Source organism: Lentzea sp. NPDC102401, from assembly GCF_044765805.1.
GTDB lineage: Bacteria > Actinomycetota > Actinomycetes > Mycobacteriales > Pseudonocardiaceae > Lentzea > Lentzea sokolovensis.
The window spans coordinates 1-23,972 of sequence record NZ_JBIWKS010000007.1 but is presented as its reverse complement, the minus strand read 5'-3'; the positions used below and the strand labels follow the sequence as shown (position 1 = coordinate 23,972).

Below are 23,972 nucleotides of genomic sequence, written 5' to 3'. Positions count from 1 at the left end.
TGATCAGCGTCAGCGGCGGGAACTCCGGCGAGAAGCGACGAACGAACATCCTCTGCCGGGACCTAGGTCCCGGCAGAGCAGGGATGCCCCGAGGACGGGACGAAGGTCCCGCCTGGTCCGGGACGCCCGACAGGTGTCCAGCCGAGCGATGTTGCCGAGGCTGTGGGCAGCGCCAGCTGGACTACTGGAGGAGCCCCGTCATCGTGTTCACCGATTCTGATTCCGCGGGGCCCGCGAACGATCACGTTGCCGGCCACGACGCGCTGCTGGGCCTCCGTCGCTTCTTCACCAAGGAGACCGTCGGCGACCACGGGCGCACGCTGCACCAGATCGACTCCGGCGCCTGGGAGTCCTTCTACCGCGACCGGTGGAGCTATGACCGAGTGGTGCGCTCGACCCACGGGGTGAACTGCACCGGCTCGTGCTCGTGGAACGTGTTCGTCAAGGACGACCTGATCACCTGGGAACACCAGGCGACCGACTACCCCACCACCGGACCGGACAGTCCCGACTACGAACCCCGCGGTTGCCCGCGCGGAGCTTCGTTCTCCTGGTACGAGTACTCGCCGTCGCGGGTGCGCCATCCCTACGTGCGCGGCTCGCTGCTCACCATGTTCCGGGCCGGCCTGGCTCGTTTCGGTGACCCGGTCGCGGCGTGGGCCGACATCGTCGAGGACCCGCGCAAGGCATCCGTCTACAAGGGACAGCGCGGCCGTGGCGGGTTCGTGCGCGCCTCCAGGGACGAGGTGACGACCATGGTCGCCGCCGCGCACGTGTACACCACCAAGACCTACGGGCCTGATCGCGTCGTCGGGTTCTCCCCGATCCCGGCGATGTCGATGGCGTCCTTCGCCGCGGGCACCCGCTACCACGCGCTGCTGGGCGGCACGTTGCTGTCGTTCTACGACTGGTACGCCGACCTGCCGATCGCCTCGCCGCAGGTGTGGGGTGACCAGACCGACGTCCCCGAGGCGGCGGACTGGTGGAACGCGACCTACCTCGTCATGTGGGGCTCGAACATCCCGGTCACCCGCACGCCGGACGCGCATTTCCTGGCCGAGGCCCGCTACCGCGGCACCAAGGTCGTCGCGGTCAGCCCCGACTACGCCGACAACGTGAAGTTCGCCGACGACTGGCTGGCCCCGCACCCCGGCACCGACGGGGCGCTGGCCATGGCCATGGGGCACGTGGTGCTCACCGAGTTCTTCGCGAACCGGCAGGTGCCCTACTTCACCGACTACGTGCGGTCCTACACCGATCTGCCGTTCCTGGTCACGCTGCGGGAGCGGGAGCAGGGCGTCTACGTGGCCGACAGGTTCCTCACCGCCGCCGACCTCGGCGAAGACGGCCCCGGAGCCCAGCACAAGACGGTGCTGCTCGACGACGCGTCCGGCGAACCGGTGGTGCCGGGCGGGTCGCTGGGGTTCCGGTACTCCCCCGAGGGCGAGGGCCGGTGGAACCTCGACCTCGGCGACGTCGTGCCCGCGCTCGGCGTGCTCGGCCACGCCGACGGGCAGGTCGCGGTCGACCTCGCCCGGTTCGACATCGGTGAGACCGAGGGCGGTGCCACCATACGTCGCGGAGTCCCGGTCGCGCACATCGGCGGCCAGCTCGTCACCGGCGTCTTCGACCTTTTGATGGCCCAGTACGGCGTGCGGCGCGGCGACCTGCCCGGCGAGTGGCCCACCGGCTACGACGACGCGGAGTCCCCGCACACCCCGGCCTGGCAGGAGCGGATCACCGGTGTGCCCGCGGTGCTGGCGGCCAAGATCGGGCGCGAGTTCGCCCGCAACGCCGAACGCAGCCGCGGCCGCTCGCTGATCGCGTTGGGCGCCGGCGCGAACCAGTGGTTCCACTCGGACATGACCTACCGCGCGTTCATCGCACTGGTCACCCTCACCGGCTGTCAGGGCGTCAACGGCGGCGGCTGGGCGCACTACGTCGGCCAGGAGAAGGCCAGGCCGATCACCGGACAGCAGCATCTGAGCTTCGCCTTCGACTGGCAACGGCCGATGCGCCACCAGGCCAGCACCCCGTTCTGGTACCTGCACACCGACCAGTGGCGCTACGAGAAGGTGCTCGCCGACGAGCTGGCTTCCCCGCTGGGACAGGGCCGGCTGGCGGGCATGACCTTCGCCGACACCGTCGCGGCCGCTCAGCGGATGGGCTGGTCACCGGGCCACCCGGCGTTCAACCGCAACCCGCTCGACCTCACCGACGAAGCCGCGGCCGCAGGTGTGAGCACCGCCGAACACATCGTCGCCGAGCTGCGCGCCGGACGCCTCAAGGCAGTCGCGGACGACCCCGACGACCCCGCGAACTTCCCCCGCTGCCTGACGTTGTGGCGGGCCAACCTGCTCGGTTCCTCCGGCAAGGGCAACGAGTTCTTCATGAAGCATCTCCTCGGCGTGGACTCGCTCGCCTCGGCGGACGAGTGCGGACCGGACGAGCGGCCCCGGGACGTGGCGTGGCGGGACGAGGCGCCGACCGGAAAGCTCGACCTGCTCACCGCGATCGACTTCCGGATGACCAACACCGGCCTGCACTCTGACGTCGTGCTGCCCGCGGCCACCTGGTACGAGAAGCACGACATCTCCACCACCGACATGCACCCGTTCGTGCACGCGTTCTCCCCCGCGGTCACCCCGCCCGCCGAGGTGCACACCGACTACGACGCTTTCCTCTCCATCGCCGACAAGGTCAGCGAGCTGGCGGTCACCCACCTCGGAACCCGCCGCGACGTGCTGGCCGCGCCGCTGCAGCACGACACCCCGGACGAGCTGGCGACGCCGTCGGGCCGGGTGCGCGACTGGAAGCGCGGCGAGTGCGAGCCGGTGCCGGGCGTGACCATGCCGAAGCTGGTCGAGGTCGAACGCGACTACACGCTCATCGGCGCGAAGATGCGCGCGGTCGGCCCACTGCTCGACAAGCTCGGCACCACCACGAAGGGCATCACGGTCGACGTCACCGCGGAGCTCGAGTACCTGCGCCACCAGAACGGGGTCGTGATCGACGGCCCGTTCGCCGGCAGGCCCTCACTGTCCACAGCGGACCGGATGTGCGAGGCCATCCTCGCCCTGTCCGGCACCACGAACGGCCGCGTCGCGCACGAAGGCTTCCAGCAGCTGGAGAAGCGCACCGGGCAGCGGTTCACCGACCTGGTCGAGGGCCACGAGACCGACCACGTCACCTACGCGGCCACGCAGGAATCTCCGCAGCCGGTGATCACCAGCCCCGAGTGGTCCGGATCGGAGAAGGGCGGACGCCGGTACTCGCCGTTCACCATCAACGTCGAACGCCTCAAGCCCTGGCACACCCTCACCGGCAGGCAGCACTTCTTCGTCGAGCACGACTGGGTCGCCGAGCTGGGCGAGCACCTGCCCGGCTATCGGCCGCCGCTGAACATGGCGCGGCACTTCGGCAAGCCCGGCGACGTGGCCGACGGCGGTGTGACCGTCCGGTTCCTCACCCCGCACGCGAAGTGGTCGATCCACTCCATGTACCACGACAACGAGCTGATGCTCGCGCTCTCGCGCGGTGGTCCGGTGATCTGGATGAGCGTGCAGGACGCAGCCAAGATCGGCGTCGCCGACAACGACTGGGTCGAGGCCGTCAACCGCAACGGCGTGATCGTGGCCCGCGCGGTCGTGAGCCACCGGATGCCCGAGGGCACGGTGTTCCAGTACCACTCCCCCGAACGCACCGTGAACGTGCCCAAGACCGAGAAAACCGGCCGCGGCAAAGGAAAGCGCGGCGGTTACCACAACTCGATGACCCGGCTGCTCGTCAAGCCGACGCACCTCGCGGGTGGTCACGCCCAGATGACCTACGCGTTCAACTACTACGGCCCCATCGGCAGCCAGCGCGACGAGATCACCGTCATCCGCCGCCGCACGCAGGAAGTGGAGTACTGACATGCGGATCCGCGCCCAGGTGGCCATGGTCATGAACCTCGACAAGTGCATCGGTTGCCACACCTGTTCGGTCACCTGCAAGCAGACGTGGACCAACCGCGAAGGCACCGAGTACGTCTGGTTCAACAACGTCGAGACCAAACCCGGCATCGGCTACCCCAAGCACTACGAGGACCAGGAGCGCTGGAAGGGCGGCTGGCAGCTCGACGCCAAGGGCCGCCTGGTGTTGCGCTCCGGCGGCCGGATCAAACGACTGTCCCGGATCTTCGCCAACCCCGACCTGCCGACGCTCGACGACTACTACGAGCCGGCGACCTTCGACAAGGACGTCCTCGTGTCCGCACCTGCGGGGCTGACCGACACCCCGGTCAAGCAGCCCCGCTCCGCCCTCACCGGCGAACCGATCAGCCTCGAGTGGGGCGCGAACTGGGAGGACGGCCTCGGCGGTGCCCACGAACGTGCCGCCACCGACCCGAACATCACCGCGATGGCTCCCGACGCGGCGGCGCGGGTGAAGTTCGAGTTCGAGAAGACCTTCATGTTCCACCTGCCGCGCATCTGCGAGCACTGCCTCAACCCCGCTTGCGTCTCGGCCTGCCCCTCGGGCGCGATGTACAAGCGCGAGGAGGACGGCATCGTCCTCGTCGACCAGGACCGCTGCCGCGGCTGGCGCATGTGCGTGACCGCCTGCCCCTACAAGAAGGTCTACGTCAACCACGCCACCGGCAAGGCCGAGAAGTGCACCTTCTGCTTCCCCCGCATCGAAGCGGGCCAGCCCACCATCTGCTCCGAGACCTGTGTCGGCCGGCTGCGTTACCTCGGCCTGGTCTTCTACGACGAGGACGCCGTGCTCGCCGCCGCCTCAGTGGAGAACGACCAGGATCTGCTTGCCGCACAACGAAAGGTGTTCCTGGACCCGCACGCCCCCGAGACCATCCGCCTGGCGACCGAGGCCGGACTCCCACAGGAGTGGGTGCTCGCCGCACAGGCCTCACCGGTGTGGCGGCTGATCAGCGACTACCAGATCGCACTCCCCCTGCACCCGGAGTACCGCACCCTGCCGATGGTCTGGTACGTCCCGCCGCTCTCCCCCGTGCTGGACGCGGTCGGTGCCGCAGGTCTGGACGACACGGACGCCGACGACGTCTTCCACACCATCCGGGACCTGCGGATCCCCGTGGAGTATCTCGCCGAGCTGTTCACCGCGGGCGACGCCGACGCGGTGTCCGGTGTGCTGATGAAACTCGCCGCAATGCGTTCCTACATGCGCGCCAGGACCCTCGACGGCACAGTCGCCGAGGAGCTGTGCGAAGCGGTCGGCATGTCGGGCAAGGAGATCGAGGACATGTACCGGCTGCTCGCCATCGCCAAGTACGACGAGCGCTACGTCATCCCCACCGCCTACGCCAAAGACGCCGCCGCCCTGGAAGCACAGGCCGCGTCCACCTCGGACTGCTCGCTGGACTGCACCGGCGGCCCCGGCATGACCGAAGCCGCCACCGCGGAGCGGTTCCACCTCGTCGCCGACGGCGACCAGACCCGGCCAGGGCGCGGAAACCTGCTCACCCGCCGCAGCGACGGCAGGCTCGGCCTGTCCATCGACCCGACCGGGGAGCGGTCATGACCGAACAGTCCACTGTGGCCGGACCCGACCGAACCCGCCTGTTCGAGCTCACCTCGGCACTGCTCACCTACCCGAACGCCGACCTGCGCGCGGCCGGCGACGAGTTGCGCGCCGCTGTCGGCGCGATCGGCGACGACGAGGTGCGGACGCCCCTCGCGGCGTTCCTCGGCTGGTTCCTGACCACCGACCCGGTCGAGGTCGAAACCCACTACGTGCAGACCTTCGACCTGCGCCGCCGCTCCGGGCTGTACCTGACCTACTACCTGCACGGCGACACCCGCAAGCGCGGGATCGCACTGCTCACCCTCAAACAGCGCTACCGCGCCCACGGTTTGCGCCTGGCGGACGGCGAACTGCCCGACCTGCTCCCCGTGGTTCTGGAGTTCGCCGCCGCTGTGGGCCCAGGTGACGGCGAAGCTCCCTTACGCCAGCACCGCCGAGGTGTCGAGCTTCTCCGCGCCGCCCTGGACGACAGCGGATCGCCCTACCGGCACCTGCTCGCAGCGGTCGTCACCGCACTGCCGCCCCTGACCGAGGTCGACCGGGACGCGATCCGGGCCCTCGCCGAGGACGGCCCTCCCGTGGAGTCCGTCGGCCTCGCGCCCTACGGCACCGACGTCGACTCGATCGGATTCGGTCCGTCCCTCGCCTCTGACCTCAGCAGCGAGCCGTGCGCGCATGCCCGCCCTTCGATGGAGAGTGCCCGATGAACACGCTCATCTGGATCGTCACCCCTTACGCCTGCCTGGTGGTGTTCCTCGTCGGTCACGTGTGGCGGTGGCGCCATGACCAGTTCGGCTGGACCACCCACACCAGTCAGCTCCTCGAAAGCCGCATCCTGCGCCTGGGCTCACCGCTGTTCCACCTCGGGGCATTCGGCGTCATCGCCGGCCACGCAATGGGCCTGCTGGTGCCGGCGTGGCTGACCGAGCGCATAGGCATCCCCGAGCACCTCTACCACGCGACCGCGGTCTGGGGCGGCACCGTCACCGGCATCATGCTGGTCGTCGGCCTCGCGCTCCTGATCGCCCGCCGCTTCGTCAACGGCCGCGTCCGCCGCGTCACCACCACTGTGGACAAGGTGCTCTACGTGGCGCTGGCAGTCATGGTGGTCCTCGGCATGACGGCCACAATCGGAACCAACCTGCTCGGCGAGGGCTATGACTACCGCGAGACCATCGCGGTCTGGTTCCGCGGCATCTTCTGGTTCTCGCCGGAAACCCACCTCATGTCCGAAGCGCCCCTGATCTACCAGCTCCACGCGATCGGCGGCTTCCTGTTCCTCGCGCTGTGGCCCTTCACCCGGCTCGTACACGTGTGGTCGGCACCGCTGGCTTACCTGTGGCGTCCCTACGTCGTCTACCGCTCCCGCCGACACGCACCCGTCACGCCCGCCCCGGCCCCTGCCGCAGTGCGCGATCGCGCAGTTCAAGAAGCTCGCCGATGACCGATCACAGAGTCGCTGCCGAGTTGATCGACAAGACCGTCGCCGACGTCATCGTCCGGCTGCCGAAGACACTTCCGATCGATGCCTCGATCACGCAGGCCCGAGGCGCCTTCTCCGACGACCACGTCCACATGCTCCTGCTCACCGAGAACGGGCAGCTGAAAGGCGCACTGCTGCGAACCGACCTGCCCGACCACCTCGACGGCACCGGCGCCGCGCTACCCCACTCCCGCGTCTCCGGGCGCACCATCCCAGCCGGCACGCCCGCCGAACTCGCCCACGCGATCCTGCTCGCCTGCGGACAACGGCGCCTCGCAGTGGTCGACGTGGACGGTTTCCTGCTCGGCCTGCTCTGTCTCAAGCGACGGCTCGCCGGGTTCTGCAGCGACTCGGACGTCGCCGCCAGAGCCGCCGAGCTGGAGAAGACGGCACACAGCTTCCACCGCCCGTCGTCGACGAACGCGCTGCCTTCAGGCTCAAAGGCGATTCGAACCCGACGTTCATGAAGCGCGATGGCCTTGCCGGACTCCTCCATCCCGAGGATGGACAGAGACCGCGCCAAACCGACCTGCCCCAGGTCGAGGACGGCCATGGCCGCGACGAGCAGACGATCTGCGTTCGCCAACAACTCGTCCTTCGTGGCCGAGACGAGCGCGCGACAATCACGGTCGCCGGTGAGGCCCTGCGCGAAGGGTCTTTGGTCCCATCCGATGATGACCTTCTCCTCCGAACGGGCTGAGCGGCTACGGCGAAAGACCGAGTAGCTCGACCAACCTGGAAGGAAGTCGTCATGGGATTCATCCGCAGGACCGCCGCCGTTGCCACCGCCGCCGGCGCCACGCTGCTCCTCTTCAGCGGTGCCGCTCAGGCCTACACCCTGGACGCCGCAGGCTCCGGATTCGTCGGCAAGGGCGAGGTGCAGACGCCGTTCGGCTGGAACAACGCCAAGCTGCAGAGCAACGCCGCCGGCGTGACCTTCTCGTACCGAACCGCCGAGGAGTACACGGCGATCTGCACGTTCATCACCGGCGAGGGCACCAGAGGCGAGAAGGTTCACAACGTGCCGCGTGAGCTCGTCAGCTCGGTGAACGCGAAGGTCGCCTACGACACGCGCGTCCGCAACCAGATCACCGGATTCACCCTGACGGGCTTCGGCGAGACCACCTCCATCGGCGCGGTCCCCGCGGTCGGCGGTACCTGCGCCGGGGGCGGCGGTCTGGATGATGGCACGTGGACGAGCGTCGAACTCACGTCCTCGCAGGGCGGTCTGTACGCCTACTACGGCACGGCGTCGACTCTGCTGGTGCCGACGGTTCTCTGAAGCCCGCCTTCTGTTGGGATTGCGGGCGTCGCGGTAGCCGAGGTCCGCAGAAGCCCCGGTGACGTTGTGCGTGCCGAAATCCGCATCCGCGCAGGTTAAGCGGCATGGTGATACTCGTGGATGACTCCGCCGAGACGGTCCTGTCGATCCACGGTGAGGCGTTCGATCTGGCCGGGTTTGAAGGGCCGCAAGATCCGCAGGGGTGCTGCGTCGGCGAGTGATCGGTGGGTTCGGTGCTCGTTGTGGTGCCGCTCGTACTCGCGCAGCGCCTGCCGTAGGTGGGGTCTGATTCCAGATCAGCGTGCGGTCCAGCAGTTCGGTGCGAAGGGTCTTGACCGAGCGTTCGGCGATCGAGTTCATGCGGGGCATCCGGACGCCGGTCAGTACTGCGGTGATCCCCGCGGAGCCGAGGATCTCGTCGATCATCGCGGGTACTTGGCGTCGCGGTCATGGATGAGGAACTTGATCTGCGCGAGGCGGCCTGTGTCCTCGAGGTCCATGAGCAGGTTGCGGACAGCCCAGGTGGCCATGCGTGGGTTGGGTGTGCGGTGGTGCCGACCATCCACCAGTACCTGACCGCCGACCTGTCCGCGTAACCCGCCGGTCACACAACTAGCTGTACTGCCTTGAGAGGTTTGCGAACGGTCCGACACGCAGCCGGATGATCTTGGAATGAGGGAGGGCCTCCGGGTTCGGTGTGGATTGCGACATCTGCACCGGCGATCAGGAGGCCCTCATTACTCACGCTAACGCACCGCTGACCGAGTTGGGCTGGGCCTGACCCGTTTTGACGGACATCTGAGATCAGGGGTTTTGCCCCTGGAAGGATGTCCTTGTGAAGACCACGGGCTTGAACAAGCCCCGGCGGCCTCGTCGTGCGTTCACCCCGGGAGTTCAAGGCGGAGATCGTCGAGCAGTGCCAGCGTGGTGACCGCTCGATCGCCCAGGCCGCGAAGGATTTCGACCTGACCGAGACCGCCGTGCGCGAGTGGGTCCGCCAGGCCGAACGTGACGCCGGGACCCGCGAGGACGGCGGGCTGCGCAGCGATGAGAAGGCCGAGTTGGCCGCGTTGCGGCGGGAGAACCGACGGCTGCGCGAGGACGTGGAGATCCTCCAGCGGGCCACGGCTTTCTTCGCGTGAATGTCACGACAGTGATGCCCGGCGAGGCTCGCTCGTTTCTTCGCTGCCTCAGCAGATGTACTGGTGGCCTGTCCTGATGTGCGGCCTCACCGGGTACCAGCCTGGCGGGACGCCGATGCTGACGATCTCGGCGAAGAACACGGTCACCGCGTGCTACTCGTGCACGGCAAAGGCGGTAAGGAGCCCCTCGTGCCCTGCCTCCTGCGGTTGGACGGGCCATCGACCACGCCGTTGACGACCGTTCCGCGGGGCCGATCCTGCTCGACCGGCGCGCCAGGCGAATGGATCGACCGTGCCACCCGCCGGCTGCGACGGCTGGCCGAAGCCGCCGTGGTGCAGCTGCCTCCACTGCATCCACACCTGCTCCGGCATACCTATGTCACCACCGTGCTCGACGCCGGAGTCGATCTCCGCGACGTCCAGATCGCCGCCCGGCACGCCGATCCACGAACCACCATGCGTTACGACCGCGCCCGCAAGAACCTCGACCGCCACCCCGACTACGTCCTCGCCGCCTACATGGCCTCAGCCACCTGACAACACACCTGCAACGAACCGGATCGTCGTATCGCAGTCGCCCACGATGGCGGCCAAACTGGTAAGCCAGAAAGGGGTGATGGAGGATGATCGTCCGAGGATGGAGCAACGGATCGCCGCGGCTCTCCGGCGCGGGCTACGGGCTGCGGCTCTCCGCCGCGGATCGAGATCAGCACTTCCGTCGCGAATGGACGTCCATCCAGATCGATCTTGGCCCTTACGGCATGACCAACGTGGCCCTGTCCGCCTCGTTCTGGCGAGCCTGCACCGAATTGCGAAGCGCGGACGTAGGCCGTTGGCTTGTCAACCAGCAGCTTGCGCCATGGCCGAAGGGGGCACCCCCGTACCTCAACCTCGAGCACCTCAGCGGCACCAGCTTCCGACTCACCAACCCGAGATAGGCACACGCTGAACGAGCGTCCTACCATGCCGACAAGCGGATGGTGTGGCGGAGTCTCCTCGTTGTCACTGACGTTTGCCGCCGGCGTAGCCCAGGAACGGGTTCGTTCCCTGGGCCCAGCCGAGGAAACGCCTGCCATTGCCGCGTCGCATCGTTCCGGCCGGTGTGAAACGACCTCCTTCGATCACTTGCAGGAGCCCTTCTACCGCGGGCACGAGCCGAATGCCGTGAAGCTCAGTGCTCAACCCCACCGCCAGCGACATCTGCACGCTGGGTTCGCAGAAGCTGAGCAGGAAGACGGCCTGGCGCCAGGCGTACGCGGTGTTCTTCACCTGGATCAGCGCAGCGTGCAGGTGGTCCGTGCGCTGGACCTGCCTGCGCACGATCCACCTGAGCGTGCGCGCCGCCAGTCCCGGCGCGCGTTCGCGCAGCTCGTCGGTCAGGTCCAGGGCGTCGACCAGCACGGCGAGGTTGTGCGTGGTCAGGATCTGGCTCTGTTCCAGCAGCATGCCGTTGGCCGCGGTGGAGCCACCGGTGGTGCCCGCCCGCTGCCGGCACAGCTCCGTGAAGTCCGCGGCTGTTCGCTTGCCCCAGCGCAGGAGCGTGCGCTCCGGCTCGGGCCAGTCCTCGGGCAGGTCGTAGTAGTTCGCGTAGAGCGTGCCGGACAGCAGACGGCTCGCCACCGCGGCGGCGTCGCGCCACTTGGTGGTGAACGTGCCCATGAAGATGTCCGCGGCCACCTCCTCCACGAGTGGCAGCTCCAGTTCCGCCTGCTTCGCCAGCGTCCTGATCTCGGTCACCAGCGGGTTCGGCAGCAATGCGTGCGGGAACGCGGTGAGTGCCAGCATCGTGATCTGCCGCAGGGCGCGACGAGCGGCTGCGGCGTTGTCCGGCTGGGGTGACTTGCAGGGGGCGAGGGCCTGGACCCAGGGAAGCTCGGTGAACTGCACCTGATGCTCGAGGTTGAGCAGGAGCAGGCCGCGGCGGCGCCGGAATGCCGTGTAGGTCTGCTCGTGCAGCCCCGCGACGACCGGGTCGTCGATCGCCGCGCTGAGCAGCCGCGAGGTGAGCTGCGGCAGCACGGCCGCCAGCGTTTCCCCTGAGGTGATCACGCCGAGGCGCACCAACTCGTCCGCAGGCGCTTCGAGCGCCCGCGCCGCCTTGCGCACCAGACGGTCCGGCATCGTTGTGCCGCAAGGAATCTCGGCGGTCGTCTCGGTTTCGGACACCGCGGCCGTCGCGACGTCGAGCGACGGCAGACCGCCGTCAGCCGGGAACCGGTCCAACCTGGACACGAGCACACGGGCCAGCGCGGCATTCGTCGGCGCCATGACGGTCGCCGCCTGAGCGGCGTGCCACTCGCCGCGTCGTTCTGTCTCCGGGGCACCCCGGCGACTCACCGTGTTCGCGATGGCACGGCGGATCCAGCCCACCTCCCGCGCGGTGAGCCCGAGGCTGCCGTGAGGACAGGCCTCCAGCGCGCGACGCAGTCTCGCGAAGTTGTTCTTCGGGTTGGTCTGCCTTCCCGAGGGTGCCACGGTGCGGCACATGTCGTCGAAGTCCGCGAGCCACTGGGCCCTGGCCGCCGTCCAGTCCGCGGGCCACGTCCGGCACGGCCAGCCGCCGTGCACAGATCCGTCCTCCCCGAGCCGCGGTAGCTCACCGTCGACGGTGCGGCACCACAACGCCACCAGCCGGTCGTACAGCGGTTCCCACACCGTCACCGCGGCGCGCATCTTCGCAAGTTGCGCAGGCACCCGCACGGCACGCAGGGACGCGGCGGCATCCCGCACCGAGGCCACCCGGACGGCGGAGTCCGACGGCCGGGCAACCGGTTCGAAGCGCGGCGTCAACCGCAGCCGGTGCATCAGCGGCCGCAACTCGGCGACCAGGTCGAGAGCCTGCTCCGGGAAACCCCGGTCCAGAAGCAACGCGACCACAGGCAGTGCCGCGTCCTCGGGGACCTCGACCCGGAAACGCCCGGCGCGGACCGCGTCCAGGAGCTCGGCCTGACCGGCGTCGCCGAGATACCACAGGTTGAGCCGTTCCCGCTCGTTGCCGCCGGGAACCTCGTCCGGGAGAGAAGCGACGCGGGCGGTCTCGTCTTCGGACAGCGGCACCTCGGCCAGGTACCTGCCGGTCGCGAAGCCACCGTGCGCGACCTCGAGCGTCACCCACGCCGGGGTGTCCGCGACCGGGGTGCGGGAACCGACCGCGAGCGTGCCGTCGGCCATTCCGCTGACGACGTCCTCCCAGCGCCGCGACTTCCGCAGCGCCCGCTCGCGGTCGGCCTCGGTGCCCGCGGAGATCGCCGCGGCCAACGCCCGCGCCAACTGACCGGTGGCGTAACCCGGCGAAGCGGTGTGGATCTGGTCGGACACAGCGGACTCCACGGTTCGTCGGACATGGAGGCGGGAATCGAACCCGCGCCCTCCCCGTCCCGAGCGAGGTGATCTACCACTGATCTACTCCATGATGCGCACGAATCGTATCGATCATCCACACCGGCCGCTCTCGAATTACCACACGTCCGGTCATGCCGCAGAGCGCATACCGGGCAGAGACGCGAGCAACACACGCATTGCGCAGGGCACTCACCAACCAGGAACTGACCGACATCAACGACGTGGTCGCCACGACAGGTGACGACACTCCACTCGACACACTCACGCACTGGCTGCGACACACCACACTCACCTGGGTCGAACGCCATTTCGGACATGCGGCCGCCCACGGGTACGCGCCGCCGGGAAGGCACGGCACTCTGCAAGGGTCATCGGCGCCATCCCGGGCGCGCCTCAAGTCAGCTTCGACGCCAGCACATCGAGCTGCGCGATGTCGGGCGCCTTCGCCAGCAGCTCGTCGGCTCTCGCCTCGAGTGCTTGGCCGACCTTGCCCTGCAGATGGGCCGTGCGGCCGGCGTCGTCGGGAAAGAAGTCCACGATCGCGTACGTCGTCGGTCCGAGCTTGACGGCGAACCAGGGATTAGGTGGCCCGTCAGTCCACCGAGCCCGCGCAGCGCGTGGCACCAGCGCCAGTGGCCGTCGCCCAGCTCGATCCGGCCGCTCTGCCCGTCGAGCTTCCCGACCTCGGCGCCGAGGCCGGGATGCGTCTTCTCCACACCGTCCTGCCGGGTGATCGTGCCGTCCTCGTCGACGAGGTACACCGCATCGGTCGTGCAACCGCTCAGCGACGACAGCGAGGTCGCGGCGAGCCGCTTGATGTCCGCCGCTTCGCGGCCGTCGGACATCATCATCGAAATCGCAGAGAGGCCGTAGAGATTTGAGAGCTGGGCGCTCCACCAGCTGTCGGTTCTGGCCTCCGCGTCCGATGGGGCAGCGTCGTGCTCGGGCGTCATTCCGGCCTCCCCGACGCCGACCTCGTGTTACGCACCCTGCGCCGTCGGCGACTGTTCCGCCGGGACCCGAAGCCGCCTGCCTGGCGTGGCACGCAGGAAGCTCTGCCAGCAGACGATCTAAACGCAAGAATCAGTTCAGATCGGACATTCCCGGCTGGACGATCCATCCCCGATCGGGTCTGGACCACGACCTTGGCGCCCTGGTTCGGCGTCGTGAACCACGAGATCGGCTACGCCGACGGTTGCCCCAGAAGGTGCACCTGGTCGACCAACTCCTCCTCGATCAGCCGTACGAGGCTCGGCGGCGACAGTTGGCCGAGCCCCGATGCCCGTTCCTCGACACACCCGTCGATGATCGGGGTGGCGTGGAGACGGAGCGATCCGCCTCCACGCCACCCGGTGATCACAGCCGGACGTTGGAGAAAGCCCGGCAGGTGTTCCACAGGACCTGAGGGTTGGAAGAGGACCACTCCCCCTTGCAGAGCCGGCCCTCCAGCACCACGTTGTCAGCGAACTGCGTGATCGTGGTGACCGAGCCCGGCCCCTCGGCACCCGAGGAGTCCCAGTAGGTCCACGAGCGTCCGTTGCTCGGGTTGCGCAGGTGCAACACCAGCGAGTGCCCGTCCTGCTCCTGGTCGTCGATGTTCACGTGGTTGCCGGAATCCCAGTAGCAGGCCTGGCCGATGTTGTTGCCGCCCGCCTGCTCCCACAACCACCGCTTCTCGTACCCACCGTCGGCGCAGACCGGACCGGCGGCAGCTGAGGCGGGACTCGCAACGAGAACCGACCCGAGGCTCGCGGCGGTGACCACCACTGCGACAAGAGAACGCTTCAGAACCGAGTGCATGTCTCCCCTTTCGTCGGACTGCGAATCGTCGCGAGGACGAGACCGCGTTACATCTCGACAGGAGCAGCTGTTTGTCGGTTAAAAACTCGTCAGCTCGCCACTGATCCGGCGGTATGCAATCCGGTCGCGTTTCGGGGAATCCACGCTGCGTATGTCACGGTGCCTGGCGAAGAATGGGCAGGACGAATATCGACGGCGGCGCCTCCGGCCGAAGCTGCAGGCAGCATCTGCCCGCTCAGCGCAGGTGTCGTGATCCCAGGTGCTGTGACGCATGACCATCGGGACGCCTTCGTCGTCAGAGCCTGGCGACCGCCAAGAGTGCACCGCCTGTCGAGAATCCGCCGGCAAGAACTCAACGTCGTGCACCGCAAGGACCGCGCCCGCGTCACACACCCTGCACGGTCGAAGAACTACAAGCTCCTGCGTGACTACCGGCGAGCCGCGCGTGTCCGGCGATGACGAGCAGCGTCCGTCCAGTGTGGACATCCGCTGTGACCGGCCTCTCCACTGCAAGGAATATGGGAAGGCGTTGGACAGATCAGCGACGGTGACCACCACACCCAGCGGCACGGCGGTCCGCATCGAGACCCATGCGGGCAGCACAACGGCAGCGCGTGTGCGACGCACGCCCGCCATCGCCAGTGAGCCATCGAGTCCTCCGTTCCAGAGCCGCCGTCCGCGTTACGACACCAGGACGCGTACCGAGGTTGGCGCCCGGTCCGCGTGTCGAATCCCGGCGCTGACAACGGAGGCGGCTGGTTGCCCGTACGAGGCCGGATCCCGGCGACCGGCCGGCGCAGCGCTGCTTGACCCGTCCGCACGTCGTGCCGATCAGGAAACGGTGGTGGACTTGGCCTGTGGCGAGCGACTTCCGGATGGACTTCGACGGCGTGACGCTCATGACCGCGCAGCTGCATCGGGCGGGGACCGACGCGGAGAACGGTGCCAAGCACGTCGCCAGGTTCGCGGACCTGAGCTGGGCGGAGCACGGCGTGCTGCTGGACACGCTGGCCACCCGTCACCACGAGCGGATCCACCGGCTGATGAGCGGCGCGACCAAGGAGTTGGCTGACCGGACCGATCGGGCGGCGCGGGCTGTCGACCAGACCGCCGACGCGTTCGGCAAGCTCGACGACGAGGAGAAGCAGCGGTTCGACGCGCTGTTCAGGGCGTTGGACGGCCCGCGTCCCAACTACGCGCGGCGGTACGGCGGGTCGCTCGACGCTCCGTCGTTCGCCGACAAGAGCGAACCTTCGGACTCGTTCACCGATCCGGAACTGCACACCACCACGCCGCTGTTCGAGTACGACTGGCGGCACGACCTGCTCAGCGTCAGTGCGGCGGCGCGGCAGGCCGCGGTGTGGATGGTGGGCAAGGACCCGTTCCAGGAGGCGTTCACCTGGCTGACCGGTGACTGGGCGGGGTTTCAGCGCTGCGCGATCGTGTGGGGTCAGATCGGGAGGGCCGCTGAGGGCATCGGGCGCAACATCGCTTCGGCGGGTGCCGGGTCGGAGTGGGTGTGGGAGGGCCGTGCCGCCGACGAGGCCCGCGAGTACCTGCTGGCACTGGCTGACGCCGCCACCGACTTCGCGCCGGTGTGCCTGGAGGTGGCCAAGCGCTACCAGGACGCGGTGACGGCGGTGCGCAGCTTCAGCAAGGTGGTCACCACCGCGGTCGGTGAGATGGTGGACGCAGCCGTCGCGTGGGCTCTGACCAGGGCGGCCATGACACGGGCCGCGCATCCGGCGGCGCTGGCGGCGTTGCTCGGGCTGCTCTACTACTGGATGGACAAGTTCAAGCAGGCCTACGACTACCTGTCGGGCAAGCAGTCCGAGATCTCGCAGATGTACGAGGGCATCTCGGGATGGCTGGCGACCGTGGACTACCGCCGCATCAGCCAGCTGCGGCCCCCCGCGATGCTGCTGTCACCGGGGTCGCCGCTGTGAACGTTCCCCAGGTGGACGAGAAGCGAGCTCTGCAGTCGGTACTCCGCCTGCTGTCGGGCGGTGGCCGGCGCGACCCGGCCGCGGAGATGGCACGCGAAGTGCTGTCCGGCCGGATGACGTTGCGCGAAGCGGGCAACAGCCTGGCCTACGGCGAGATGTTCACCCAGGCCGTGGCGGACGCGGCAGCGACCATGGAGGCGACGACACCACAACAGCGCGCGGAGGCGCAGGCCGCCCTGGCACACGCGGCGGACGTGCTCGACCCGCCACCCACACCACCCGTCGCTCCGACACGCAGACGGGCTCCCGTGGACGACGACTGGGACGAGTCCGTCACGTCACCCTGGGACGATCGATAGTGCTCAAGCAGCAGACCTGATCGCCGAATGACCACACCCGCGCCCGCATTCGCCATTACCGATGTGCCACAACACTTTCCCGGCACTGCGACCTCGAATCGGCGCGGCCCGAAGCAGTCCAGGACGACGTCGGCTGCGGCGACGCCGGCAGATGCGCAGCCCCGGTCACGACCGGACCGCATCAACCTCGACCGCGTCGCACCCCTCACCATGCCGCCTGACTCATGAACCGACCCGTCGCGGACGCGCCTGTGGAAGGCGTGGAGCCGCGCGCGACGAGCTGGTGGAGCTCGCCTGCGGCGGGGCCACGGTCGCGTACGTGCGGGCGCGCTACGACCACCGGGCGGTCGAGACGCCGTGGCAGCGCCGTTACGTCGCCCGCTTCGAGGCGTCGCAGGACCGTCCCGGACGGTCAGGCGTGCTCGACGGCATCGGCCTGCGGGCCCCGGTCGCTCTGCCGGATGCGGAAGCGCACCCGCTCGCCGGCCACCAGGGGCTCGCTGCCGGAGACCACCGAGACGTGCACGAAGAGGTCGGGGCCGCCCGCGTCGGGGGTGATGAAGCCGAAGCCGCGGTCGGCGTCGTAGCGGGCCACCGAGCCGTCGCCGGCGCGGGCTGCGGGCCGGGCGGCCGGACGGGCCTGGCTGGGGGCCGCGGCGGCCTCCACCGGCTCGCCGGCGGACACGAACCGCACCTCGCGCGCCTGACGACCCTGGTCCGCGGTGACCGTGGTGAACGCGACCCGGTCGCCCTCGGCCGGCAGGTACCGGTCGTCGACCAGGGCGCGCACGTGCAGGAAGACGTCGCCCGCCCCGTCGTCGGCGGCCACGAAGCCGAACGACTTCTCCTCGTCGAACCACAGGACGGAGCCGTCGGCGCCGTCACCGGGCGCGACAAGTGGGGCCCTGCGGACCCCGGCGTCGAAGCTCAGCGGCACCAGGTGCTGGGCCTGCGGCCCCTTCTCCCCGGCGGTGACGACGAAGGCCACCCGCTGCCCGGCCGCGAGGACGCCCCCGGTGACGATGGCGGAGGAGTGCACGAACACCTCGGCACCCCCGCCGTCCGGCGCGGCGAACCCGTAGCCCTTGGCCGGCTCGTACCAGGAGACGGTGGCGAGCACACCCAGGGCCGCGTCGGGCGCGACGTCCCCGGTGACGGCGACGTGCAGCGCCTGCGGACCGCGGGGTCCCTCACCGGTCTCGAACTCCACCGTCTGGCCCTCGCGCAGCGCCCGGGCCGCGCCCTCGCCCTGCACCTGCGAGACGTGCACGAAGATGTCGGCGCTGCCGTCGTCGGGGGCGAGGAAGCCGAAGCCGCGCTCGAGGTCGTACCAGCGGACGGTTCCCTGCTGCACAGTGCACTCCTGGTCTCACGAATGGTCGAGGGTCCAGTGTCTCAGGCGCCGCATGTACGTCCTGATCCCGGCGCGCGGCAGCTCCGCCGTGAGTACGTCGCCGACGTCACCGAGTTCGCGCGCCGTCACCAGCCGTGGCCCGAGCATGCGCACGTCCTCGTTGCGTTTCTCGCCGATCTGGAGCCCCGCCGCCTCACTCCCGTTGACCGGTAGGCCAGCGTTTCAGTTGGCGGTGGAGCAGGTCACGGCCGGGCGAGCGGGTTCAGGACCGGCGGCGACGAACCCGAACGAGGTGGTTCCCCCGGCAGCGAGCACGGCGTTGTGGCCGGCGTTGGTGACGGTCACCGCGGTCGCGTTCTGGGTCAGGGTGCCGTTCCACAGGTTGCCGATGGTGTGGCCCGCAGCCGGCTGCCACGTGATGGTCCAGCCGGTCAGGCCGCCCGGGCTGGTGTTGCCCACGGTCACCTCGACCTGGTAGCCGCCCGGCCACGAGTTGGTCACCTCGTAACGGGCAACGCAGGCGGTCGCGGTCGTGACCGTGGTCGTCGCCGTGGTGGAGTCGGTCTGGGCGCTGCTGCTGGGCCGGTCGCCCTGCACGACGGTGCCGATCACGACACCGGCGGCGACCAGGACGGCAGCACCGGCGACCATCGCGATCACCCGGCGTCGCAGGTGGCGGCGGACGAGCAGCGTCCGCGTCCCGCTCTTCGGGGGCGCAGCGGGCAGCGGCAGTCCCTCCGCGACCGCCGCGAGCAGCTTGTGGGCCTCGGCCATCGTCGGGCGTTGTGCCGCGTCACGACGCAGGAGGCGCAGGAGCACCTCGCCGAGCGGGCCACCCGACCGTGGCGGCTCGAACTCCCCCCGGACCACGCGTTGCAGGAGCGCGTAGGGGTTGTCGTCCACACCGAACGGCGGCGTGCCCTCCAGTGCCGCGTAGAGGGTCGCGCCGAGGGAGAACACGTCCGAGGCGAACGTCGCCGCCTCGCCCGCCGCCACCTCCGGTGCCAGGAAGGCCGGCGTGCCGATGATCAAGCGGGCGTCGGTCACCGTGCCCTCGCCGACCGCGCGGGCGATGCCGAAGTCGGTGATCTTCGCGATGCCGTCCTCGGCCAGCAGGACGTTGAACGTCGAGACGTCCCGGTGCACGATGCCCTCTGCGTGCGCCGCCTCCAGCGCGGCGGCGACCTGCCTGCCCACGGCCGCGACCACGCCCGGCGGTAGCGCGCCCCGTTCGGCGATCAGCGCCGCGAGGCTGCGGGAGGGCAGGTACTCCAGCACCAGACAGGGCTTGCCGTCGTGCTCGACGACCTCGTGCACGCTGATCGCGTGCGGGTGCCGCAGCCGTCCGGCGACCCGGCCCTCGCGCAGCATCTGCGCCACCGCGTCCGGGGACCGCCGGTCCGTGTTGAGCAGCTTGACCGCGACCACGCGGTCGAGTTGCTCGTCGCGCGCCTGCCAGACCACCCCCATGGATCCTTGCCCGATCGACGACACCAGCCGGTACCGCCCAGCGATGACCTCACCCTCTTCTGGCACATGCCGACGCTACTTGGCTGAGCCGACCATCGGCCACCTTCGACTTCGCGCGAGCTGGGTTCCAGAGCCGCACTCGCACCGTGACGCGACCATTGTCGTCACGGCGGTGCGCCGCGAACGACCCAGCGACCACGTCGTTTCGGCCGTGCATCGCAATTCGGTCGAGATCATGCACGCACGGTCGACGCGCAGCCGCGCGCGATCTTCCCCAAGTTCGAGGTGACCTCGCGGCGGCAGCTCAGGGACCACTCAGGCCTCCAGTCGTGAGCACTGACGGTCAAGCCATGCACGCGATGCATGGCAGAGGTGCGAAACCATCGCTGGTGCACATGGCAGCGCGTTCCTAGCGTGGAACCCATGTCCACATGGTTCATCACAGGAGCGTCCAGAGGCATCGGCCGTGAACTCGTCGAACAGTTGCTGCGGCGCGGGCACCGCGTCGCAGCAACGGTCCGCGACCCCCGCAGCCTCGACGACCTCGCGGAGCGGTACGGCGAACAGTTGTGGTGCCACGCTCTCGACGTCACCGACACCGCCCAGGTGGAGCAGGTGCTCGGGAAGGCGTTCGCCGATCTCGGTCGGGTCGACGTGGTCGTGTCGAACGCGGGCAGCGGGGTGTTCGGCGCGGCCGAGGACCTGAGCGACCAGCAGGTCGAAGAGTCGATCACCACCAATCTGACCGCGTCGATCCAGGTCGCGCGCCGGGTCGTGCCGTTGCTGCGGGAGCAGGGCGGCGGGGTGCTGGTGCAGATGTCGAGCATGGGCGGGCAGATCACGTTCCCCGGTTTCGCGATCTACCACGCCACCAAGTGGGGTGTGGAGGGCTACTTCGAGGCGCTCGCCGCAGAGATCACGCCGTTCGGCATCAGCACCGTGCTGGTGGAACCCGGGATGGTCCGCACCGGGTTCTTCGACGCCGCCCAGCGCGTGCCGGTCAGCGAGCCCTACCGCGGCGGTCCTGCCGACACGCCACCGCCGCCGGTCGCCTCGATGCCGGGCAGCCAGTCCGGGGTCGCGAACGCGATCATCGAGGCCGCGCTGTCCGACGCCCCGCCGTTGCGGCTGTTGCTCAATTCCGACGCCTACGAGCTGGTGACGACCGCGGTGCGCGAACGGCTCGCGGCGTTCGAGGCGCGGAAGGAATCCGCGCACGCCGCGGATCACGAGGTCTGACGCGATACTGGCCGCATGTCGGAGATGACCTTGGCAGGGCTGCGCGTCGTCGTCGAGGTCGCGCGGCGCGGCTCGTTCACCGCGGCGGCCGACTCGCTCGGGTACACGCAGTCCGCGATCTCCCGGCAGGTCGGCGCGATGGAGGCGGCGGTGGGCAGCCCGCTGTTCGAGCGATGGGCGCGCGGGGTCCGTCCGACGGCGGCGTGCGAGGCGTTCCTCAAGCACGCGCGGCAGGTCGTCTCGCATCTGGAGGCCGCCGAACTGGAGATCGCGGGGCTGCGCGACCGGATCGCGGGCCGGCTGGCGGTGGGCGCCTACCCGACGGCCGCCGCGGGTGTCCTGCCGCGGGCGATGGCTCAGCTGAAGGAGGAGCACCCCGCGCTGACCGTGCGGCTCGGTGAGGCGGGCAGCCCGGCGTTGCTGCGCCGGCTGCGGGCGGGACGGATCGAGGTCGCGGTGATCGCGATCGGCGACGGCCTGCCCGACTACGACCTCGCGGGGCTGCGGACGGACTCCGTGCCCATCGGGCGGGGACTCGGTGTCGCCGTGGCGGACGGCCACCCGTTCGCCACGCAGGTCGAGGTCGACGTGCGCGACCTCGCCGGCCAGGTCTGGGTCGTGGGCGTGGGCGGGGAGGGCGACCCGCAGTTCGGTGCGTGGCCGACCCTGTCCTCGCCGCACGTCGGGTACGAGGCCAGGACCTGGCAGACGCGGCTCGGCCTCGTCGCCGCAGGGCTCGGCGTGTCCGTCCTGCCCGGCCTGGCCGCGAACGCCATCCCGCGCGGTGTCACCTGGGTGCCGGTCCGCGACGACGGACTCGCCGAACGGCGCCGGACCGTCGTCGTCACCGAGGAGGAGCGCTCCCCGCCGCCGAGGCGTTCGTGCGGGCGTTGCGCCCAGGTAGGTCGTAGTCCTCCTGCTGGGCAGCGCGCCGGACCAGCCCGGCGTCCGCCGGTGGGCGGCGAGCAAGCCGCCCCGCACCGACCCCGGTGCGAGCGTCACCGGTGCGCGACGGCGAAGTCGTCGAAACCCGCGGCGGTGTTGAAGACGCGCACACCGTTGGCACCACTGGAGAAGCTGGTGTCGGTCACGGAGATCTTCGGCGTGGCCATGTCGCCGACGTACACCTTGATCGCCGAACCGATCGCCTCCACCCGCAGGTGGTGCCGGGTGTTCGGCCGGACGGTCACGGCGGCTGACGCGAGCTGCGTCCAGTTGTTGTCCGCCTTGCCGAGCACGACCCGTCCGTTGCCGGTGATCCCGGCGTAGTAGCCGCGGTAGGCGTCCGTCCCGGTGGTCGCCTGCGTCACGCGGAACACGACCCCGCTGTCGCCCGCGGCGGACTTCGGGGTGATGTCGGCGTCCTGCACGAAGTTCGAGAAGTTCATGTCCAGCAACGACTTCCCGCCGAACGAGGTGCCGGTCTCGTACCGGCCCCCGGTCGCTGTCCAGGTGCCGCCGTGCGTGGTCCAGCCGACGGCGTTGTTGTCGTCGAAGTTGTCCTTGACGCGCATGGTCACCGGTTGGATGGTGCCGTCGGCGTTGAAGGTCATCCGGTCGTAGGCGACCTGCCGGTCGTTGGCGCCCGAGCGGCTCAGCGGGCGCCGGTGGTAGACGATGTACCAGATGTCCGTGCCGGGCACGTTGATCACCGAGTTGTGGCCGGAACCCCTTGCCACGGCGGCGTCCTGGCTCAGCACGCGGCTGATCTTGGTGAACGGTCCGGTGGGAGAGTCGGAGATCGCGTACGACACCGCGTAGTTCGGTCCGGTCCAGCCGTCCTCGGACCACATGAAGTAGTACTTGCCGTTCCGCTTGAACATCTGCGAACCCTCGGTGAAGTTCGCCGGGGTGATCTCCTGGTACGTGCTGCCGTCGGCGAACTTGCCGAGGCTGGTCATGTCCGCGTTGAGCTTGACCACGTTGGCGTGTCCCCAGCCGCCGTAGTACATGTACGCCTGGCCGTCGGTGTCGATGAACACGTCCTGGTCGATGGGCTGCGCTCCGTTGACGAACTGGCTGATCAACGGCTTGCCGATCGCGTCCCGGTACGGGCCCTCCGGCCGGTCGGCGACCGCGACGCCGATGCCGCCCAGTTCGGAGTCGCTCTGGATGTCGTTCGCGCCGAAGTACAGGTAGTACTTGCCGTTCCGCTGCACGGGAGCGGGCGCCCAGACGGCTCGGCGCGCCCAGGAGACGGTCGCGGTGGTGAGGACGTTGGGGTGCTTGGTCCAGTTGACGAGGTCGGTCGAGGAGAAGGCGTCGAGGTACGTCTGCTGGTCGTACGGTCGCGACGACGTGGGAAAGACCCAGTACTTGTTGTCGTAGACCGCGACGTCCGGGTCGGCGTACCACCCGTCCACGAACGGGTTGCCGGCCTCCGATGTCGAGAAGTCGGGCACGGCGGCCGCGGACGAGGCCACGGCGGGCACGCTGCCGAGCAGGGAGACGGCGAAGGCCGCCACGACGATCTTTGACGTCACGTCTCGTCCAATCCGCAGGTTTACAACGTTGTAAAACGGTGCGCATCGATCCAAACACTCTCTGTGCGCGGCTGTCCAGATCTGGAGGAGGACCGCGGTGGTCAGGCCTCAGGACGCGCCGCAGGTTGGCAGCCAGGGCCATGGAGGTCATGCGTGCACGACGCGATCCGGATGCTTCCGCCCAGGCGTGCCGAGGTGGTGGTGTGGCGCCACCTTTGAATCCGTGTCGTCAGGTGCTGGCTGCCGGATCTGAGTTCGTGGTGGCGTGGAAGTTGAGTTTCGCGGCGCTGTCTCGCCAGGCGAAGGTGATCGGGATGAGCAGGATCAGGTAGAACGCCGCGGGGACGGCGACCCAGCCGCTGAGGTGGTGTGCGGCCTTGGTCAGCATGAGGACTGTGTAGGCGAGGGGGACGATGCCTGCCCCGCCGTAGGCGATGGGGTCTGCTGCACGAGTAGGTGACAGTGGTAGTCACGCAGCCTGACTGGCTGGCGTGGCCATGATTACCTCGTATTCGATAGGGGTCAACCTGC

22 protein-coding genes, 1 tRNA gene and 3 pseudogenes are annotated in these 23,972 nt (G+C 69.2%); 14 read left to right on the top strand and 12 right to left on the bottom strand.

Going from position 1 to position 23,972, the window contains the following annotated elements; translation table 11 throughout:
- Window positions 1–203 precede the first annotated feature (203 nt).
- Genes ACIRG5_RS24215 through ACIRG5_RS24195 form a run of 5 tightly spaced genes read left to right on the top strand, consistent with a single transcriptional unit; the run spans window position 204 to window position 7,491 of the window.
- Window positions 204–3,914, top strand: a complete 3,711-nt coding sequence (locus ACIRG5_RS24215) for a nitrate reductase subunit alpha (RefSeq protein WP_402908227.1) — start codon at window positions 204–206, stop codon at window positions 3,912–3,914.
- 1 nt (window position 3,915) lies between these two features.
- Window positions 3,916–5,538, top strand: a complete 1,623-nt coding sequence (narH, locus tag ACIRG5_RS24210) for a nitrate reductase subunit beta (RefSeq protein ID WP_402908225.1) — start codon at window positions 3,916–3,918, stop codon at window positions 5,536–5,538.
- The gene (gene narJ / locus ACIRG5_RS24205) at window positions 5,535–6,248 is read left to right on the top strand and encodes a nitrate reductase molybdenum cofactor assembly chaperone (protein WP_402908223.1); all 714 of its coding nucleotides are present in this window, start codon (window positions 5,535–5,537) and stop codon (window positions 6,246–6,248) included. Before narH ends, narJ begins: the two co-directional genes overlap by 4 nt.
- On the top strand, window positions 6,245–6,985 hold the full coding sequence (narI, locus tag ACIRG5_RS24200; RefSeq protein ID WP_402908221.1) for a respiratory nitrate reductase subunit gamma: 741 nt from the start codon (window positions 6,245–6,247) through the stop codon (window positions 6,983–6,985). Before narJ ends, narI begins: the two co-directional genes overlap by 4 nt.
- Window positions 6,982–7,491: a hypothetical protein gene (locus ACIRG5_RS24195; protein WP_402908985.1), complete on the top strand. Its 510-nt coding sequence runs from the start codon at window positions 6,982–6,984 to the stop codon at window positions 7,489–7,491. The genes narI and ACIRG5_RS24195 overlap by 4 nt, the downstream gene beginning before the upstream one ends.
- A 41-nt stretch (window positions 7,492–7,532) precedes the next feature.
- Here the strand turns inward: ACIRG5_RS24195 and ACIRG5_RS24190 are convergent.
- Window positions 7,533–7,577, bottom strand: a pseudogene (locus ACIRG5_RS24190) (hypothetical protein); the annotation flags it as partial.
- A 198-nt stretch (window positions 7,578–7,775) separates the two neighbouring features.
- On the opposite strand from ACIRG5_RS24190, the gene ACIRG5_RS24185 reads away from it, so the two are divergent.
- The 4 genes from ACIRG5_RS24185 to ACIRG5_RS24170 all read left to right on the top strand — a co-directional run bounded on the left by ACIRG5_RS24185 (window position 7,776) and on the right by ACIRG5_RS24170 (window position 10,386).
- Complete coding sequence (locus ACIRG5_RS24185) at window positions 7,776–8,306, top strand: hypothetical protein (RefSeq protein WP_402908219.1); 531 nt, start codon at window positions 7,776–7,778, stop codon at window positions 8,304–8,306.
- 875 nt (window positions 8,307–9,181) lie between these two features.
- On the top strand, window positions 9,182–9,448 hold the full coding sequence (locus ACIRG5_RS24180) for a transposase (protein ID WP_402908217.1): 267 nt from the start codon (window positions 9,182–9,184) through the stop codon (window positions 9,446–9,448).
- Window positions 9,449–9,637: 189 nt separating this feature from the next.
- Window positions 9,638–9,985 (top strand): tyrosine-type recombinase/integrase, encoded by a 348-nt coding sequence (locus ACIRG5_RS24175; RefSeq protein ID WP_402908215.1) that lies wholly within the window; start codon window positions 9,638–9,640, stop codon window positions 9,983–9,985.
- A gap of 86 nt (window positions 9,986–10,071) precedes the next feature.
- Window positions 10,072–10,386 carry a hypothetical protein gene (locus tag ACIRG5_RS24170; RefSeq protein WP_402908213.1) on the top strand — a complete coding sequence of 105 codons (315 nt, stop codon included), beginning with the start codon at window positions 10,072–10,074 and terminating at the stop codon, window positions 10,384–10,386.
- A 64-nt stretch (window positions 10,387–10,450) separates the two neighbouring features.
- Here the strand turns inward: ACIRG5_RS24170 and ACIRG5_RS24165 are convergent, their stop codons facing one another.
- The 3 genes from ACIRG5_RS24165 to ACIRG5_RS24155 form a co-directional block, all read right to left on the bottom strand.
- Window positions 10,451–12,766 carry a hypothetical protein gene (locus tag ACIRG5_RS24165; protein ID WP_402908211.1) on the bottom strand — a complete coding sequence of 772 codons (2,316 nt, stop codon included), beginning with the start codon at window positions 12,764–12,766 and terminating at the stop codon, window positions 10,451–10,453.
- A 22-nt stretch (window positions 12,767–12,788) separates the two neighbouring features.
- A tRNA-Pro gene (locus ACIRG5_RS24160) sits at window positions 12,789–12,860 on the bottom strand.
- Between the two features lie 323 nt (window positions 12,861–13,183).
- Entirely contained in the window at window positions 13,184–13,327 is a 144-nt protein-coding gene (locus tag ACIRG5_RS24155) for a hypothetical protein (protein WP_402908209.1), read from the bottom strand.
- A gap of 95 nt (window positions 13,328–13,422) precedes the next feature.
- On the opposite strand from ACIRG5_RS24155, the gene ACIRG5_RS24150 reads away from it, so the two are divergent.
- The gene (locus ACIRG5_RS24150) at window positions 13,423–13,671 is read left to right on the top strand and encodes a hypothetical protein (protein WP_402908207.1); all 249 of its coding nucleotides are present in this window, start codon (window positions 13,423–13,425) and stop codon (window positions 13,669–13,671) included.
- Window positions 13,672–13,973: 302 nt separating this feature from the next.
- On the opposite strand, the gene ACIRG5_RS24145 is transcribed toward ACIRG5_RS24150, so the two are convergent.
- Together ACIRG5_RS24145 and ACIRG5_RS24140 are read right to left on the bottom strand one after the other, a co-directional pair.
- The gene (locus tag ACIRG5_RS24145; protein WP_402908205.1) at window positions 13,974–14,150 is read right to left on the bottom strand and encodes a hypothetical protein; all 177 of its coding nucleotides are present in this window, start codon (window positions 14,148–14,150) and stop codon (window positions 13,974–13,976) included.
- Window positions 14,147–14,590 (bottom strand): hypothetical protein, encoded by a 444-nt coding sequence (locus ACIRG5_RS24140; protein ID WP_402908203.1) that lies wholly within the window; start codon window positions 14,588–14,590, stop codon window positions 14,147–14,149. The genes ACIRG5_RS24145 and ACIRG5_RS24140 overlap by 4 nt, the downstream gene beginning before the upstream one ends.
- Before the next feature lie 857 nt (window positions 14,591–15,447).
- Here ACIRG5_RS24140 and ACIRG5_RS24135 point away from each other — a divergent pair.
- Together ACIRG5_RS24135 and ACIRG5_RS24130 are read left to right on the top strand one after the other, a co-directional pair.
- The gene (locus ACIRG5_RS24135; protein ID WP_402908201.1) at window positions 15,448–16,536 is read left to right on the top strand and encodes a hypothetical protein; all 1,089 of its coding nucleotides are present in this window, start codon (window positions 15,448–15,450) and stop codon (window positions 16,534–16,536) included.
- 11 nt (window positions 16,537–16,547) lie between these two features.
- Window positions 16,548–16,895, top strand: a complete 348-nt coding sequence (locus ACIRG5_RS24130) for a hypothetical protein (protein ID WP_402908199.1) — start codon at window positions 16,548–16,550, stop codon at window positions 16,893–16,895.
- A 412-nt stretch (window positions 16,896–17,307) separates the two neighbouring features.
- Here ACIRG5_RS24130 and ACIRG5_RS24125 read toward each other — a convergent pair whose 3' ends face one another.
- The 4 genes and pseudogenes from ACIRG5_RS24125 to ACIRG5_RS24110 form a co-directional block, all read right to left on the bottom strand.
- The gene (locus ACIRG5_RS24125; protein ID WP_402908973.1) at window positions 17,308–18,015 is read right to left on the bottom strand and encodes a cold-shock protein; all 708 of its coding nucleotides are present in this window, start codon (window positions 18,013–18,015) and stop codon (window positions 17,308–17,310) included.
- 30 nt (window positions 18,016–18,045) lie between these two features.
- Window positions 18,046–18,249 (bottom strand): annotated as a pseudogene (locus ACIRG5_RS24120) (cold-shock protein); the annotation flags it as partial.
- 15 nt (window positions 18,250–18,264) lie between these two features.
- Window positions 18,265–18,396, bottom strand: coding sequence for a hypothetical protein (locus ACIRG5_RS24115; RefSeq protein WP_402908197.1), 132 nt, complete (start codon window positions 18,394–18,396; stop codon window positions 18,265–18,267).
- A gap of 75 nt (window positions 18,397–18,471) precedes the next feature.
- Window positions 18,472–19,785: a protein kinase gene (locus ACIRG5_RS24110; protein ID WP_402908195.1), complete on the bottom strand. Its 1,314-nt coding sequence runs from the start codon at window positions 19,783–19,785 to the stop codon at window positions 18,472–18,474.
- 357 nt (window positions 19,786–20,142) lie between these two features.
- Here ACIRG5_RS24110 and ACIRG5_RS24105 point away from each other — a divergent pair, with 357 nt between their 5' ends.
- Both ACIRG5_RS24105 and ACIRG5_RS24100 read left to right on the top strand, forming a co-directional pair.
- Complete coding sequence (locus ACIRG5_RS24105) at window positions 20,143–20,958, top strand: SDR family oxidoreductase (protein WP_402908193.1); 816 nt, start codon at window positions 20,143–20,145, stop codon at window positions 20,956–20,958.
- 15 nt (window positions 20,959–20,973) lie between these two features.
- Window positions 20,974–21,771 (top strand): annotated as a pseudogene (locus ACIRG5_RS24100) (LysR family transcriptional regulator); the annotation flags it as partial.
- Window positions 21,772–21,956: 185 nt separating this feature from the next.
- On the opposite strand, the gene ACIRG5_RS24095 reads toward ACIRG5_RS24100, so the two are convergent.
- Together ACIRG5_RS24095 and ACIRG5_RS24090 are read right to left on the bottom strand one after the other, a co-directional pair.
- A complete protein-coding gene (locus tag ACIRG5_RS24095) occupies window positions 21,957–23,441 on the bottom strand; it encodes a family 43 glycosylhydrolase (RefSeq protein ID WP_402908191.1) in 1,485 nt (494 codons plus the stop codon).
- 229 nt (window positions 23,442–23,670) lie between these two features.
- The gene (locus ACIRG5_RS24090; protein WP_402908189.1) at window positions 23,671–23,829 is read right to left on the bottom strand and encodes a hypothetical protein; all 159 of its coding nucleotides are present in this window, start codon (window positions 23,827–23,829) and stop codon (window positions 23,671–23,673) included.
- Window positions 23,830–23,972 lie beyond the last annotated feature (143 nt).

Coding starts and splice junctions, on each gene's coding strand:
- ACIRG5_RS24115 (WP_402908197.1), bottom strand. CDS start 18,396: ATGCTCGGGCCACGGCTGGTGACGGCGCGCGAACTCGGTGACGTCGGC.
- ACIRG5_RS24090 (WP_402908189.1), bottom strand. CDS start 23,829: ATGCTGACCAAGGCCGCACACCACCTCAGCGGCTGGGTCGCCGTCCCC.
- ACIRG5_RS24170 (WP_402908213.1), top strand. CDS start 10,072: ATGATCGTCCGAGGATGGAGCAACGGATCGCCGCGGCTCTCCGGCGCG.
- ACIRG5_RS24105 (WP_402908193.1), top strand. CDS start 20,143: ATGTCCACATGGTTCATCACAGGAGCGTCCAGAGGCATCGGCCGTGAA.
- ACIRG5_RS24185 (WP_402908219.1), top strand. CDS start 7,776: ATGGGATTCATCCGCAGGACCGCCGCCGTTGCCACCGCCGCCGGCGCC.
- ACIRG5_RS24140 (WP_402908203.1), bottom strand. CDS start 14,590: ATGCACTCGGTTCTGAAGCGTTCTCTTGTCGCAGTGGTGGTCACCGCC.
- narJ (WP_402908223.1), top strand. CDS start 5,535: ATGACCGAACAGTCCACTGTGGCCGGACCCGACCGAACCCGCCTGTTC.
- narH (WP_402908225.1), top strand. CDS start 3,916: ATGCGGATCCGCGCCCAGGTGGCCATGGTCATGAACCTCGACAAGTGC.
- ACIRG5_RS24195 (WP_402908985.1), top strand. CDS start 6,982: ATGACCGATCACAGAGTCGCTGCCGAGTTGATCGACAAGACCGTCGCC.
- narI (WP_402908221.1), top strand. CDS start 6,245: ATGAACACGCTCATCTGGATCGTCACCCCTTACGCCTGCCTGGTGGTG.